At 48.3% G+C, this 14,386-nt stretch carries 12 protein-coding genes and 2 pseudogenes; 5 read left to right on the plus strand and 9 right to left on the minus strand.

Features of this window, described 5'->3' with window-relative positions:
* Window positions 1-242: 242 nt before the first annotated feature.
* The 4 genes from SE18_RS20510 to SE18_RS20525 form a co-directional block, all read right to left on the minus strand.
* Window positions 243-1,364 (minus strand): glycosyltransferase family 4 protein, encoded by a 1,122-nt coding sequence (locus SE18_RS20510; protein WP_054536344.1) that lies wholly within the window; start codon window positions 1,362-1,364, stop codon window positions 243-245.
* Window positions 1,365-1,447: 83 nt separating this feature from the next.
* Window positions 1,448-2,479 carry a CAP domain-containing protein gene (locus tag SE18_RS20515; RefSeq protein WP_054536345.1) on the minus strand — a complete coding sequence of 344 codons (1,032 nt, stop codon included), beginning with the start codon at window positions 2,477-2,479 and terminating at the stop codon, window positions 1,448-1,450.
* A 73-nt stretch (window positions 2,480-2,552) separates the two neighbouring features.
* The gene (locus tag SE18_RS20520) at window positions 2,553-3,563 is read right to left on the minus strand and encodes a CAP domain-containing protein (RefSeq protein WP_054536346.1); all 1,011 of its coding nucleotides are present in this window, start codon (window positions 3,561-3,563) and stop codon (window positions 2,553-2,555) included.
* An 83-nt stretch (window positions 3,564-3,646) separates the two neighbouring features.
* Window positions 3,647-4,219, minus strand: coding sequence for a GNAT family N-acetyltransferase (locus SE18_RS20525; RefSeq protein ID WP_054536347.1), 573 nt, complete (start codon window positions 4,217-4,219; stop codon window positions 3,647-3,649).
* 418 nt (window positions 4,220-4,637) lie between these two features.
* Here SE18_RS20525 and SE18_RS20530 point away from each other — a divergent pair, with 418 nt between their 5' ends.
* Entirely contained in the window at window positions 4,638-5,210 is a 573-nt protein-coding gene (locus tag SE18_RS20530) for a hypothetical protein (RefSeq protein ID WP_054536348.1), read from the plus strand.
* 61 nt (window positions 5,211-5,271) lie between these two features.
* Here the strand turns inward: SE18_RS20530 and SE18_RS20535 are convergent, their stop codons facing one another.
* Window positions 5,272-6,036: an inositol monophosphatase family protein gene (locus SE18_RS20535; protein WP_054536349.1), complete on the minus strand. Its 765-nt coding sequence runs from the start codon at window positions 6,034-6,036 to the stop codon at window positions 5,272-5,274.
* Between the two features lie 19 nt (window positions 6,037-6,055).
* Between SE18_RS20535 and SE18_RS20540 the strand changes: the two genes are divergently transcribed.
* The 4 genes and pseudogenes from SE18_RS20540 to SE18_RS20555 form a co-directional block, all read left to right on the plus strand.
* Window positions 6,056-6,472 (plus strand): hypothetical protein, encoded by a 417-nt coding sequence (locus SE18_RS20540; RefSeq protein WP_054536350.1) that lies wholly within the window; start codon window positions 6,056-6,058, stop codon window positions 6,470-6,472.
* Window positions 6,473-6,477: 5 nt separating this feature from the next.
* Window positions 6,478-7,686, plus strand: a complete 1,209-nt coding sequence (locus SE18_RS20545; RefSeq protein WP_054536351.1) for a glycosyltransferase — start codon at window positions 6,478-6,480, stop codon at window positions 7,684-7,686.
* A gap of 83 nt (window positions 7,687-7,769) precedes the next feature.
* On the plus strand, window positions 7,770-9,854 hold the full coding sequence (locus tag SE18_RS20550) for a response regulator (protein WP_054536352.1): 2,085 nt from the start codon (window positions 7,770-7,772) through the stop codon (window positions 9,852-9,854).
* A gap of 69 nt (window positions 9,855-9,923) precedes the next feature.
* Window positions 9,924-10,154, plus strand: a pseudogene (locus SE18_RS20555) (PhzF family phenazine biosynthesis protein); the annotation flags it as partial.
* A 135-nt stretch (window positions 10,155-10,289) separates the two neighbouring features.
* Here SE18_RS20555 and SE18_RS20560 read toward each other — a convergent pair.
* The 4 genes and pseudogenes from SE18_RS20560 to SE18_RS28435 all read right to left on the minus strand — a co-directional run.
* Complete coding sequence (locus tag SE18_RS20560) at window positions 10,290-10,883, minus strand: hypothetical protein (protein ID WP_054536354.1); 594 nt, start codon at window positions 10,881-10,883, stop codon at window positions 10,290-10,292.
* Window positions 10,884-10,920: 37 nt separating this feature from the next.
* On the minus strand, window positions 10,921-12,141 hold the full coding sequence (locus SE18_RS20565) for a DNA-processing protein DprA (RefSeq protein WP_054536355.1): 1,221 nt from the start codon (window positions 12,139-12,141) through the stop codon (window positions 10,921-10,923).
* Window positions 12,138-14,237: a RecQ family ATP-dependent DNA helicase gene (locus SE18_RS20570; protein WP_201783518.1), complete on the minus strand. Its 2,100-nt coding sequence runs from the start codon at window positions 14,235-14,237 to the stop codon at window positions 12,138-12,140. Before SE18_RS20570 ends, SE18_RS20565 begins: the two co-directional genes overlap by 4 nt.
* A gap of 37 nt (window positions 14,238-14,274) precedes the next feature.
* A pseudogene (locus tag SE18_RS28435) lies at window positions 14,275-14,386 on the minus strand (IS982 family transposase); the annotation flags it as partial.

The raw sequence follows: 14,386 nt of genomic DNA on the forward strand, positions 1-14,386 counted from the left end.
TGGGCGGGTGGTGTGGTAGAATGCATGGGGAACCTCGTGCTGCTGGTTGGGTGATTGCTTCCAGCATACCACGAGGTTCTTTGTATGCCTATCCCTAAGCCTGTCAGAGCTTAAGTTACCACCTATGCCCCTGAACCCTGACCACTGCTCCCGATGCTTACTCTCTGCGCCTCTGCGTTAAAAGCTAGCCTGATTCCGCGCCTTTGTGCTCTTCGTGTCCTTCGCGGTTTATGCTCTATGTTCTATGTTCTATGCTCTCTGTTCTGGATAATTGCCTCGCGCATAGTCGAACCGACCGCTTCCCAGCGATAACGTGCCGCAATTTCGACACTGCGAGCGCCAAAACGTCGACAGCGCTCAGGATCGCCGACCAATTTGATCAAGGCAGTTGCCAACTGATCAACAGTTCCTGGCTCGACCAAATAGCCATTGCGATCGTGCTCGATAAAGTCGGGCATGGCTCCAAGATTGGTCGAAACCACAGGCAGCCAATAATTCATGGCTTCAATCGTCACGATGCCAAATGGCTCTAACTTGGTGGGCATGCAAAAAACGGCGGCCCGTTGGTAATACTGCGGCAATTGCTCCACCGGAATCCGCCCAATCACCTCAACCCCAGGTTGGTTGGTTTGCGGAGTTGCGCCAATAATTGTCAGGGTTGCATTGGGATAAACCGCCCGCACTTGGGCGAATGCTTGCAGTAATTCAGGGCCGCCTTTGCGCTCCCAATCTATCCCAACATACACAATATTTTGGCTGGCATAGCGCGCTGGATCTGGCGCTTCGCTGATCAAAGGCGCATTACTGCCAGCGTAAACACAACGCACTTTGGCTGGATCACAATGATAATCTTCAATTAGCGAACGCGAAACATGATTCGATCGTGTAAAGACTAAATTGGCATTTTGATAAATCGTAGGCTCTAATTTCATCCAATCTGGGTGATAGAGCGAGGCTGGATTAAAGCCCGGATATTGGCGATTTGCCAACAAGGTGTGGTCGGTATAGACAAAATGGGGAATGTTGGGCACGCTGGCATCAAATAATGATTGCATCTGGAAACTGAACACATACTCATCATCGCGCAGCAAATCGGCAACCAAATGCTTGACAGCTTTAAAAATATAACTGGTAATTAAAAAGGCATCTTTGGGGCCACGCCGCCGCAAGGCCAAATCGCCAGCATATTGACGCAATGTCCACCAGCCGTTTAATGCAACCAGTGCAGGCTTGCGAAGAATGATAGGAATTAAATCGATCTCACGGAGTTCATATTCGGGGAATTGAGCACGTAGCGCTTCGGCGGTTCGCACATTCGCCAACGGCCAGCGCCCCTTACGAATAAAAGCAATTTTGGGAGCCACACGCACCTCCAACACAGATCACGACCGACAGCAACTAAAGGCTACTGTCGGTCTCAATTAGCAATTTTGATTTGAACAAGGAGCTATCGACTTGGATCAATCACGGTCACATTATAGGTGAAGCTGCGTGGTTGTGAATTGACCAGAACATTGTTGATCGTGATCGTGTAGGTGGTATCAGCGCTGGGTTGATTCCAAGTTGAACCATTGCTATAGCCTTGGGGAATCCAAACTACGGTGTTTTCGCCATAGCCATTGGCAATCGTTTCTTTGGTAACTGGAATTGTGGTGTTGCCTTGGCGCATGGTAATTGTCGCATTGCTAAAATTGGCATCATCGAGCGAGAACGACCAGCGCCCAAAGACGACTTGGTAGGGTACGAAACCTTCAGGTGGCCAAGGTACATAGGCAGTGCGAGTCGCAGGCCGTGGCCCCCACATATTTGGTTCATCGAAAACATACAAGGCATTCGAGCCAGAATAACCACTGCGGCTTGCTACATCGCCAGTGCCAATTTGTAAGCTTTGCGGGTAGAGAATCCAGCGGCGGTGGCCAGCGGCGCTATTGCCAGCCCCAGGATCAAGCATATAGCCAGTGATCGCGCCTGGGCCAATTTGACCGAGATACAAATTCGATTTGCCAGCGGCAGTTTTACCTGCGGCGGTGTAGCACGCCCACGAGGTTGGTGGACTGTGGCTGAGGCTATTATTGCGGCTCATCATCAAGGCCGCTTGTTGGGCTTGGCTGTTGTAGCTTGCGTTGAGGGTGACGGCAGCAAGGCCTGCCATTTTACGAAAATAATTGACCCGTAGCAAAATCGCATCGCGATAGGCTTGGCTGGTTGCGCCTGCATCACAGGTGGCTTGATTGCCATTCCAGCCATCGGCCACACCTTCGCTTGGCAAGTAAAAATTCGTATAGAAATTGACCACCGATTGGCGATTGTGAATATCAAGCTCAGGGTTTGAGCTTACGATTGGAAAATAGGTTGTGCTGCCCCCTGTAATTGCTTGGGGTTCTTGGGCTGCAAGCGGGGCAACCATGCCCAATAACACCAAACTTGCAATAACCAAACCTAGCCAGCGCTTGCGCGGCCTATAGTGTGCCACTTGCATACCTTGCCTCCATTGATTGATTCGTTAATGAATTTTGACAAATATTTGAGATTTTGGCTATAGCCCATCTGCCCTAACGATTTGGGTCAATTACGGTGACTTGATAGCTGAATGAGCGGGTTTGACCGTTGTGCACCACATTGCTCACATTGACGGTGTAGTTAACGTCGGTTGTAGGTGCAGGCCAATTAGTATACCCTGTAACATCCCAGACAAGCGTATTATCAGCAATACCACCGCTGCGTGAAACAATCGTGGTGGCTTGTTGCTGATTAGCTTTTTGCATTGTAACCGTTGCATTGGCGAAATTGGCGTTGGGCAAGCTAAACGACCAACGTTTGTTGGTATTGATCGATGGCACAAAGCCGGCTGGGGGCCAAGCGATATATTCGGTGCGGGTTGCTGGGCGCGGGCCAGTGTTGCCAACCACCCACAAACTATTAGCGTCAATTGTGCCGTTTTGGCCATCGACATCGCCTGTACCCATTTTGAGCGTTGGTGGATACAGCAGCCAACGGCGATGGCCAACGCTGGGCGTATTATCATCGGCCATATAGAGGGCAATTGCCCCAGTCCCATTAGCGGTTATGCCCGCCGCCAAATTCGATTTGCCAGCTGCTTCGCTGCCCTCGGCGCTGTAGCACAGCCAGGTCGAAGGCGGATAATGGTTGAGGGTTCGGTTGCGGCTCATCATCAAGGCTGCTTGCTGAGCTTTGGCATTCAACGCTGGATCAAAGCTAACCGTGCCCATGCCAGCCATGCGCCGATAGTAGTTGATTCGGGCTAAAACAGTATCGCGGAAGGCTTGGCTGGTCGTACCAGGCGTACAGGTGCTGGCATTGCCCGTCCAACCTAAATCAACCGCCATCGATGTGAGATAGTAGTTTTGATAAAAATTGACCACCGATTGGCGATTGTTAATATCAAGTTCAGGGTGAGCCATCACGCTTGGCAGATAGTTCATGCTGCCGCCAGCAACCGTTTGGGGAGCTTGCCCAGCAACCGAGCCAACCAAGCCAAACATCAAAGCACTAATAATTAACCAGCGCCGTTTTGAGCCTATCCAATACCAAATACCCTGCATACATACTCCTGAAGAATAAACAATGATGCAGGGTACTATCACAGAGCTAGGCTGAATTGGCTATAGCTCTTTAGAACTAATTTTTACGTGCGTTTAATGAAATTGTGCCATTCCTCGCGCAAGATGCCAAAACCTAGTCCATCGTAATACTTGCCAGCGACGATCCGCGCTTTGCGAAAACAAGCTTCTTGGCGAAAACCAAGCGCGGTTGCCAATTTGGCCATGCGCTGGTTGCCCGACCAGGTGCGCAAATCGAGGCGCACCAGCTCTGGGCGTTGGGCAAATTGATAATCGATCCACAAGCTGAAGGCTTCGCGGCCAATCCCCCGTTGCCACCACGCCGGATCGTAAATCACAATACCCAAGCATAGCCAATTGGTTTCAATGCTTTCCCAATAGCTGGTGACTGTGCCCAATAATTGGTCAGTTGCAGGATCGGCGATGACCAAATTCATGCGTGGGTTGGGCCATTCGGCGGCCTCAATGGTTGCCCGCTTCTGGGCAACCAAGGCTGGAATTTCAGCCAGCGTTGGGCCTGGATAATAGGGGCCATCCCAGCGTTGCCACTCGTGTTCAGGCCGCAGCCAATCGCCCCAAAGCGCCACATCATTCAGCTGCCAATCGCGTAACATACAGCGTTGCCCGTGAATCTGCATGCAAACTCCTCAGCGTGAGAATCTCATCACCATTACGCTTGATGATCGCACAGTTTAGCGCGAACAACAAATAGTGTCATAGCTCAATAGCTGATTCAACAATCAACAAGCGCAAATATAGAGTAATCCAAAATCATCTATTTGGATTTAAAGTTCTAAGATTTATTCATTTTTGGTTGAATTGATAGGATTTATGATGATCACCACCCCTCCGCCCCGCCTCAAGGCGGGGAACGCAGGAGGTTTTCATCCCCCTGCACCCCCTAAAAGGACATGTTTTGGATTGTATGTATATTTGAGAGATATGCAAAATCTTTCTGGTAAAGTATCAGGGAATAAAAATAATTGAACAAATGTTCTGTTTTTGCTATAATCAACAGCACAGCTACAATCTACTTAGAGTTGAGGAGTATGTATTATGGGTGCATCAGGTTGGAACTATTTTGTGCCGTATCAAGCCGATTTACAAGCAGCGTTTGAGCAATTGCAAGCGGAAGTATTGCAGAGTGGCGATTTTAGTAAGGGCGGCGCATGGTGGGAAGGCTTGGCTTTAGAAGAGTATTTACCTCCTGAGGATCTTAGTCCCGACGATATTGAAGACTATCGCCAGGAGCTTGAAGCCTTGCAACGCCAAACCTACCCAACCACAATCGAGCAATGGCGCAAGTGGAATGAGCCTGATGGCACCCATTCGATCCTCGATATTGAGCGAGTTGTTGATAAAATTAGCCCATTACCACGCTCGTCACACAATCAAGACGACCCAGAAGCCGCGCATCAAGCCTTTTTAGAACAGTTTGCGGTGATCGCTCCCATGCCTGAAGACTTGCAACGCGAAATTTTTGGCACAACCCGCCCGACCAAAGCCCAAATTATGGCCCACGAGTCGGCTATTTCAGATCATCACGATAGCTTTCAAGGCTTTATTATCATTGCCTACGAAAACGATCAGCCTCATGAATTGTGTTTTATTGGCTTTTCCGGCGATTAGGTTTGGTTGAAATAAAAAAGCTCTTGCACGGCGCAAGAGCTTTTTAGGCTAAAAAATCGAATTAGGCTTGTAACAGCGCAACTAACTCGGCATGGACTGCGCCGTTGGTTGCTACCAAGCGATCAATCCATGGATTCCATTCTGCGCCAGTCCAGGTGCTGAGTTTGCCGCCAGCTTCGCTCAAAATAACCGCTGCCGCTGCTGTATCCCACGGCTTGAGGCCAAGCTCCCAGTGACCTTCGCTGCGCCCAGCCGCCACATAACAAATATCCAAGGCGGCGGCTCCGCCACGGCGAATTGCTTGAGCTTTGAGCACGATGCGGGTAAATTCAGCGATGTTGTTATCAGGATTTGTGCGGATTGTGTAGGGAAAACCAGTGCTCAGCAAGGCTGCATCAACCGTGTTGGTGCTCGTGACATGCAATGGCTGATCGTTCAGCCAAGCGCCAACCCCGCGCTCGCCAACAAAACATTCATCGCGCCATGGATCGTAAACCACGCCGATTGTTGGCTGATTGTGGTGCAGCAAAGCGATTGAAACCGCGAAGAAGGGAAAGCCGTGGGCATAATTGGTTGTGCCATCAAGCGGATCGATCACCCAGCAATATTCGGCGCTGCGGCCATCGTCGCCTGATTCTTCGGCCACAATTCGATGCTCGGGAAAGTGCTCGTGGATGCTGCTGACGATCAATTTTTCGCTGGCTAAATCGATGTTTGTCACCAGATCGATGCTGGCGCTTTTATGTTGAATCTGACGCTCATTGCGTAATCCATCGCGCAGAATTTGGCCTGCTGCTTTGGCAATGGCAATCGCATGACTTCGCATTTGTGGTATCCTTTGGGCTATGAAAACTCCATGCTCTCGTCGTTGGCGAAAGCGACTCAATTGTACCATCGCTCTGCTTGCAAGCCCATGGCTGTTGCTTGGCTGTGGCAATGTTGATCAACGCTTACCAACGATTAACCCAACTTTTGTTACGCTTCAGGAGCCAACTGTGATCAGCCAGCCTGAATCAACCAACGCCCAAACGGTGATTGCCTTGCATCAAAGCCAATTTGCCACTTCTAACGAGCAAATTAAGGTGCTGGTTGATGAAGCAGTCACGTGGCCAGCAAGTAATCTTGGTTGCGCCGATGATGGTGGCATGGGGCGAGCCGTGCTTACGCCTGGTTTTCGGGTGGTGTTGGAGGTTGATGGAGTGCCCTTTGCCTATCATGCAGGCCGGAATCGTCAATTTTTCTTGTGCAATAAGCCTGAGTAAAACCAATGCGGATTTTGTTTCTCACCCCATATCCTGCTTACCCCGCCAATAGTGGCGGCACGCAACGCATGTTTCAGCTGATGCGTGAGCTAAGCAGCCAGCATGAATTATGGTGTTTAAGCCTCTCGCCAAGCCATAAAGCTAGTGCCGCTGCCCAACCACTAAATCACTATTGCCATTTAACGTTGATTCCTGCGCCGCAACGCAGCCTTGCCAAACGCGCCTGGACGACGCTCGCTTCGCCGTTGCCCGATATGGCCTTGCGCGCCCCTTCGGCGCTGTTTCGCTCGGCCCTGGCCAGTTTGCTCAATACCAATCGCTTCGATTTAGTTCAAGCTGAAAGTATTGAGATGGCGCAATATGCCTTGCAAGCCCAACGCTTGGGCGTGCCCGCAACCCTCGATCAATGGAATGCTGAATATCTGTTGCAACAACGCGCCGCCCAAACCGACCGCCAACAGCCCAAGCGCTGGCATGCTGCACTCTACTCGGCAATTCAATGGCGCAAATTGGCCCGCTACGAACGCTTTGTTTGCAACCAGCTTGATCAAACCTATGTGGTTTCGCCTGAAGATCGCACGATGCTGCAAAAAATTGGAGTTACCAAGCAGTTGTATGTGGTGCCAAATGGGGTTGATAGCCAGCAATTTAGCCCAAGCCAGCCCCGCCAATTCGACCCCAATACATTGCTTTTTACTGGCAGCTTAGATTTTCGGCCAAACATCGATGCGTTGCGCTGGTTTGTGCAGGAAGTGTTGCCATTAATTCGGGCTGAACGGCCTGCTACCAAATTATTAATTGTTGGGCGCGCACCAACTGCGGCGGTGCTGCAATTAGCTCAGCCTGGAGTGATCGACATTATGCCGAATGTGCCAAGCGTGCAGCCTTATTTCAACCAAGCTGCGGTGTTTGTGTTGCCAATGCGCATGGGCGGCGGCGTGCGACTCAAATTGCTCGAAGCCTTGGCCACCGAAACTCCTCTCGTCTCAACCACTATGGGCGCTGATGGCGTAACTGGCTTAGTCCCAAACCAGCATTGCTTGTTGGCAGATACGCCCCATGCGTTTGCCCAAGCAACCCTCAAACTCCTCCACGATCGCCAATTGGCCCAACGCCTTGCCACTGCTGCGCGGAGCTTTGTGGCCGCCAACTACGATTGGCAGGCTATCACTGGGCGCTTACAACAAGCGTGGGGCGAAATAAGTCATGGGTAAGACTCACTAAAAGAACTATAGACTGTTAGGAAACAAGCCCCTATACTCTGTCGTTGTGTCCCATCCTGATTTGGGGAGGACGTATGGACTCGCACCACGCCAGCGAACAGCCGACAGTAGCCCCACATCCTAATCCTGCTCGCCATGAATATGAATATGCCGCCGACGCTGTTCAGCCCGAATTTGATAGTGATGGGCTGCTTGAACAGATCGAATCAATTTTACGCCAAAATTTGCCGTTGGATATGCTGTATCGCCAACTCGTGACGGCGATTGCTGAGCGCTTTGCTAATAGCTTCATTTGCATTTATGCAGCTCACACCGATATGCTGCAACTCCAATGCCAGCATGGCTTTGGCCATAATCCTGAACAATTGAGCTTTCAACAGGGGATTGTTGGGCGTTGCGCCCGTACCAAACAGGCCTATTTGGTGGCTTATGTTGATCAAGATCCCGATTTTATTCGCAGCCATCCCCACATCCAATCGTCGATCTGCGTTCCGCTACTGGCTGGGCAGCAATTATTGGGTGTTTTGATGATCGAAAGCATTGTAGATACCTTTAATCAAGCAGATGCAGCGATAGTGATCAATGTATGTCGTCATGTGAGCAATGCGCTTGGCCAAGCTGCCCTATGGCGGCCCAATAGCCTAATTGATCAACATTATCGCGCCATGCTCGATGCCATGCCCGATGGCATTGTCGTGCAACAATCAGGCCGAATTGTTTATAGTAATGCGATTGGGATTGCCTTGCTTGGTTTTGAAAGCTGCTATCAAATTCTTGGTAGCGATCTCGCGGTTATGCTTGATCAAAGCTCGAATACAGTGCAAAAACTCTTTGAGCAAGCGCTAGCAACCAAACAGCCGCTGAGCCATGAGCTGCGCTACGACCCAACCAAAAGCTCAGAAATCCCCTTAAGGTTGACGATTATTCCCATAACTTTTGCTGGTAACTCAGCGGTACAAATAGTAATTCGCGATCATACGGCCATCCAACAACGTGAAGCTGCCCAACAACTTGCCAACGAACGCGAAAAACGCAAAAGTCTTGGCCTGCTCGCCGGAGGAATTGCCCACGATTTCAATAATATTTTGATGGGCATACGGGGCAATGTTAGCCTAGGATTGCTCGATCTCATTCCAACCCACCCAATCTACCAGCAATTGCAAGAGATCGAAGCCCTCGCAATTCGTGCTACAGAGCTAACCCAGCAAATTGTCGCCTATACCGGAAGCAGCCTGTTTGTCAGTAGTCCTGTCGATCTGAATGCGCAATTGCGTGAGCTAACCCCGACGTTTAGCGAGCAGGCGCACCCAACGACCAGCATAACCTATGAGCTTGATGATCAATTGGGGCTACTCAAGGGCGATGTTAATCAACTGAACCAAATCATTCTGAGTATCTTCAAAAATAGTATTGAGTCGATCGATCATCGGTATGGGGCGATTCAGATTAGCAGCAAGCTCCAGACGTATGCCCAAGCGCCGCATACCGCTACTGGCTTGCCCAAACTTACCGCAGGCAGCTATATCACCTTGAGTATTCGTGATAACGGCGTTGGCATGGATGCCCACACCCAAGGGCTGATGTTTGATCCCTATTTCAGCACGAAATTTGCCGGACGCGGGCTTGGCTTAGCCGCAGTCTTAGGCATGGTACGCGCTCATCATGGCTCGATTGCCGTGTGGAGCCAACCCCAAATGGGAACGGAGGTCACGGTGTTATTACCACCACATTCGATTTTACAGCCAACCCTCGCAGCAACGAACGATGTTGTTCAATCAGTGCATAATCTGGTGATGCTGATCGATGATGAACCACCAGTTCGGATGGTTACTGAGCGCATGCTGCAACGTTTAGGCCTAACTGTGCGCGGATTTGGTGATGGCCAGAGTGCAATTAAGGCTTTTCGCGAGCAGGCTAACGAATATCAGCTGGTGTTGCTCGATCTCACGATGCCCCACTTTAATGGCATCGATACAGCCCACGGGTTGCGCGCAATTCGCAACGATGTGCCGATTGTTTTGATGAGTGGCTATAGCGTCGATTCGATGCTTGATCCGTTGTTAAATGACGGTTTGGCAGGCTTTTTGCAAAAACCGTTTACACTCAGCGATTTGCAACGCACAATCAATAGCGTTTCGGCCACCAAAGGCCGCCATTAGCCAAAACCAGCTTCAAATTGAAATTTGTCGCACGCTGATCAGCACCGCAGGCTTGATCGGCGTGCCTGCATGCGTTTGATTGTCAATGCTTTGATTGATGGTGCTCGCGGCGGGAATCCAGCAGGGGTCGTGTTTCAGGCCGATGGCTTAACAATCGAACAGAAATTAGCGGTTGTTCAGCAGGTTGGCTTATCGGAAACGGCGTTTGTGAGCGCATCGAATGTTGCCACCATTAAACTTGAATTTTTTACCCCAACTCGCCAAATTGCCCACTGCGGCCACGCCACAATCGCCACATTTTGATCGAGCAAGGTTGGCTGATGCAACCAGCTTCGCCAAGTGTGATCGAAGTGCATTGATGGGGTAATTCAGAGTTTGCTGGCCGGTGGTCGGGCTAAAGTTATCCAAACGTTACAGGTTGAGGTATAACAAGCATTATTCAAGTAATTTTTTGAGTAATACCTGTTGTTCTTCATACATTGCAATCGCTTGGCGAATTAAAGCATCTGCATACCCTTGGAGAATCTGATTAAATAAAATCAGTAGCAAAACTATGCTAACGGTTATACTGATTAATGGATGTACCGTTGAGGCCACAACTGGCCCAAGTGTTACGATGGTAGTAATCATAATTAATGTCGAGGCAGTTTTGATTCCTACAATTGATGCTTCCAGTGCGGTGATATCCTTTAGAGTTGCTAGTTGATAGGCTTGAATTTTTGTTTGCTGAAATTGTTTGATGATTAAAAAGAGAATTTGAGCTTTTTTATCAGTATAAGATAGAGTTTCAGAAAAGTTGAATAATGCCAATAATCCAAATAAAATAATACTTGATGCTAGAATTTTGACTATTATTGGGTATTTCATTGGTATGCTAAGTATCAGTATAATAATAAATAAACCTACACTTATTAGTACATTATTAAGTATATATTTACGCATTATCATTTGACTAACTGAAGTATAAATATTCTTAGTGGCATAGCCTTCAATTCTTTTTTGGATATATTTATTTGAAATATTTTTCATTTTAATACCTAAGCTATATTTAAATATCACAAAAAGATTATATTTTGGTATTGGCACACCAATGGTAGCGCACTGGTTTGTTGATTTTTACAACGTAGCCAGCCTCAATTGCGCGTTTAAGCCATTCGCTCACTTGAGGCCTCGTTAATTGTAGGCTTTCCATTATTTGTTCAATGGATAATGGAGTTTTGGCTGTTTGCTTAAGATAATCAAGAAATAGCTGATAGAAATTAATTGTTATTGGCTGATCGATGCTTGTTGGTTTGGCTACTACAGACTCTGGATTGGATTCAGCAGGAACTAAATCAAATAAACTCAGTGGAGTTGCTTCAACGCGTACTGGTTGATTGATTAATTGACGCAAATCGGTAATTGGCTCGACTAAGGTTTGTGCTCCTTGGTTGATCAACGCGCTATTGCCACTATTTGCCGCTGAATTTGGCTTGACCCAAAGTGGAACCCATTCAGCTTTAAGATTTTCAATTGCGCCATTCCAAGTTCCACCTTTATTTGGCGTGCTATTGACCACAATTGCTGCATCGGCCAAACAATAGATATATTTGTTGCGCCCCATTGCGTTGCCAACATCAAAGCCAGCCTCTGGATTAAACGGCGAAACCAAAACGAGTTGCTGCTGTTGCAGTGCTTGGCGATTGCTTGCAGCTAAGGCAGTTTTCAACAAACTATCGGCTAAAATACCAACCGCTTGGCCATTCGCTGCCAATGCTGCCTGCATCACCGCCTGATCAACTCCGCGTGCGCCGCCAGAAACGACAATTGCGCCGTGGTTGGCGAGGGTGGTGCCAAGCTCAGCTGTCCATTCAAGCTCGGCTCTGGTGCTATGCCGCGCACCAACTACGGCAATGCCTCCAGCATTTAATAGCTCGGCATTGCCACAACCAAATAGCACTGGTGGCGCAAGGTGCTTGAGCCTTTGTTTTAAGTGCTGAGGATAGCGCGGATCTGAGCGAATGAGTATCCAAATTCCCGCCCGTTGCCATTTCTCCAAGGCAAAACCGAGGGCTGCCGCACGATCCAACAGCTGCTGAATCCGCTCAAGGCTGATATTTGGATCGCTCCATTCGTTCAAAAGCTGTGGCAATTGATGGTTTAATAGCTGTTCTGGCTGGAACTGCTGGCTACGCAACCATGATGCAAAGCGACCCCACTCGCTGGTGCTTAACGGCTTAGCCTTGGTTTGCTTGCCTAAATGGGTTGTTAGCAGCAAAATTGCATGAGTTTGGGCGTTGAGTTTCATTCGTCGTCATCACTTGCTGTCGAGGCCAATGCACAAGGATATACAGCAGTTGCCCCAGCTTCTTTCAATAATTTAGCAACAATGGTTAATGTCCAGCCTGAATCAACAATATCATCAATTAATAGCACAGGTTCAGCCTTCCATTCTGTAATTTTGAAAGCATTAAGCACGTTCATTTGTTGATGAAAAGCATTGTGTTGGGATTTCTGCGCCTCATTATTACGGATTTTGACAACCGCTGCAAGCCATGGTATGCCCAGTTTTTGAGCTACTCGTTGGGTGAAATCTTCAACTAAACGCGGATTTCTGGTCGAAGGGATAGAAGCAACCCATGTTGGAAATGGCTGTGGTATCCAGCGCTGTTGAATCATTTCTACCACCGCATCGACTAAATCATCGCGAAAATGCCCGTGCTTTTTATCATGTCTGACCATTGCACCCCAACCAGCATGGCCCCAGCGAGCCAAAACGCGACCTGGTGCTGCATGCAAATGTTTGGGGAGACTAGCCAGTTGGCTGTAAACACTAGGAATATTAGAGGTTGCTTTCTTTCTTAGTTCTAATACTTGTTCCGAGTGCCTGAGAAATCGCGCTGATTGGTTGATTAAATTGGTTGTTGGCTCATTACCCAATAATCTGCCACGACAGTTGGCACAGCGCCCACAATCAGCACTTTGTGCATCATCAAGGGCTTCAGCTAGATGGCGCATTAGGCAGTTTTGCGTATCAATGTAGGCTTGAATTGCTTCCCATTCTTGGATTCGCCGCTGATTCAGGCGCTCGATTTTGGCATGATCAAGCTGATAGTTCTTCGCATTGATGGTTAGATACCATTTTTTTTGATTATAGATAACTGGTGGATTGGCTTCGACCGACAAAAATTTTAGGGTATGCTCCAATTCGCCTCGACGTATATTAATTTTTTGAAGAATCTGATCTAGGTTTGCTCCGTCATGCTGATTGATCTCGTGCAACACATCATCAATTATGGTTTGTTCAGGGAAGGCTTGTTTGCGGAAATAACTCTGAATTGCTGCATCTTCTTCGCCCGCTAATAAAATGCCATAAGCTTGTTCAATGGCGCGTCCAGCCCGCCCAACCTGCTGATAGTAGGCAATAATCGAACTTGGCGCTTGATAATGGAGCACGAATCCCAAATCTGGCTTATCGTAACCCATCCCCAAGGCGCTGGTTGCAACTAAAACTTTGATTTGATTTTGGGCTAAACGATTTTCAAAATTGGCGCGAGTTTCCGCATTTACACCAGCATGATAGGCACAAGCGCTAATACCCTGTTGGTTAAGCCAAGTAGCCACTTGTTCTGTATCGTCATGGGTTAAGGTATAGATAATGCCTGTACCTGGTAATTGAGGCACATAGTGCGCCAACCATGCTAACCGACTCGTAGCATCAGGCAAGCGAATGGTTTGTAAACTCAGGCTTTCGCGCATCAAAGGGCCACGTTCAACCGTAAAATTAGCCAAGTGTTCGCGAATATCATCAATCACACGCTGATTAGCAGTAGCAGTAGTCGCTAGAATCGGCAAATTTTTCGGCATTACTTGAAGTATTTGAACAATGCGGCGGTAGTCAGGGCGAAAATCATGGCCCCAATCGGAAATACAATGTGCCTCATCAATCACCAACAAGCCTATTTGTTGGCTAATTGGCGACAACACTTCTTCCATAAATGTATCGTTGGCAAAGCGTTCAGGAGCAATCAACAATACATCAACTTGATTTTGTACTACAACTCCCTTTATGGTATCCCAATCATTTTTATTGTTCGAATTAATACTGACTGCGGTTAAGCCAAAGCGTTGGGCGGCTGCAATTTGGTTATTTATTAATGCTAACAATGGCGAAATAATGAGGGTCATTTTGCCACGTTGCTCACGGATATGTTGGGCTGCGATAAAATAAACCCAACTTTTACCCCATCCTGTGCGTTGAACTACCAGCAGTTGTTGATGCTCGTTAATTAGGCAATCAATTGCCGACCATTGCCCATCACGAAACATTGCCGTAGGGTTATTTAATGATCGCCGTAGTTGCTCAAGTGCTTGATCGTAACTCAACTCCGCAGGCATCTGCATGAATAGTGCTCCAATTCTAAGTCACGCCTGATGTGAGTTAGACATCGTTGATGACCGTAAATGTCAGCACATCGATCCCAAATCGTGCCCGCAACACGGCTTTCACGACCAAATGCGTCACCTTGCTGGCAATGCGGGTCACCAATCCA

Source organism: Herpetosiphon geysericola (genome assembly GCF_001306135.1).
GTDB classification, from domain to species: Bacteria; Chloroflexota; Chloroflexia; order Chloroflexales; family Herpetosiphonaceae; genus Herpetosiphon; species Herpetosiphon geysericola.

What these genes read in the sequence shown, in the direction of transcription:
- SE18_RS20515 (WP_054536345.1), bottom strand. Translation starts at nt 2,479, where the DNA reads ATGCAAGTGGCACACTATAGGCCGCGCAAGCGCTGGCTAGGTTTGGTT.
- SE18_RS20520 (WP_054536346.1), bottom strand. Translation starts at nt 3,563, where the DNA reads ATGCAGGGTATTTGGTATTGGATAGGCTCAAAACGGCGCTGGTTAATT.
- SE18_RS20525 (WP_054536347.1), bottom strand. Translation starts at nt 4,219, where the DNA reads ATGCAGATTCACGGGCAACGCTGTATGTTACGCGATTGGCAGCTGAAT.
- SE18_RS20530 (WP_054536348.1), top strand. Translation starts at nt 4,638, where the DNA reads ATGGGTGCATCAGGTTGGAACTATTTTGTGCCGTATCAAGCCGATTTA.
- SE18_RS20535 (WP_054536349.1), bottom strand. Translation starts at nt 6,036, where the DNA reads ATGCGAAGTCATGCGATTGCCATTGCCAAAGCAGCAGGCCAAATTCTG.
- SE18_RS20540 (WP_054536350.1), top strand. Translation starts at nt 6,056, where the DNA reads ATGAAAACTCCATGCTCTCGTCGTTGGCGAAAGCGACTCAATTGTACC.
- SE18_RS20545 (WP_054536351.1), top strand. Translation starts at nt 6,478, where the DNA reads ATGCGGATTTTGTTTCTCACCCCATATCCTGCTTACCCCGCCAATAGT.
- SE18_RS20550 (WP_054536352.1), top strand. Translation starts at nt 7,770, where the DNA reads ATGGACTCGCACCACGCCAGCGAACAGCCGACAGTAGCCCCACATCCT.
- SE18_RS20560 (WP_054536354.1), bottom strand. Translation starts at nt 10,883, where the DNA reads ATGAAAAATATTTCAAATAAATATATCCAAAAAAGAATTGAAGGCTAT.
- SE18_RS20565 (WP_054536355.1), bottom strand. Translation starts at nt 12,141, where the DNA reads ATGAAACTCAACGCCCAAACTCATGCAATTTTGCTGCTAACAACCCAT.
- SE18_RS20570 (WP_201783518.1), bottom strand. Translation starts at nt 14,237, where the DNA reads ATGCAGATGCCTGCGGAGTTGAGTTACGATCAAGCACTTGAGCAACTA.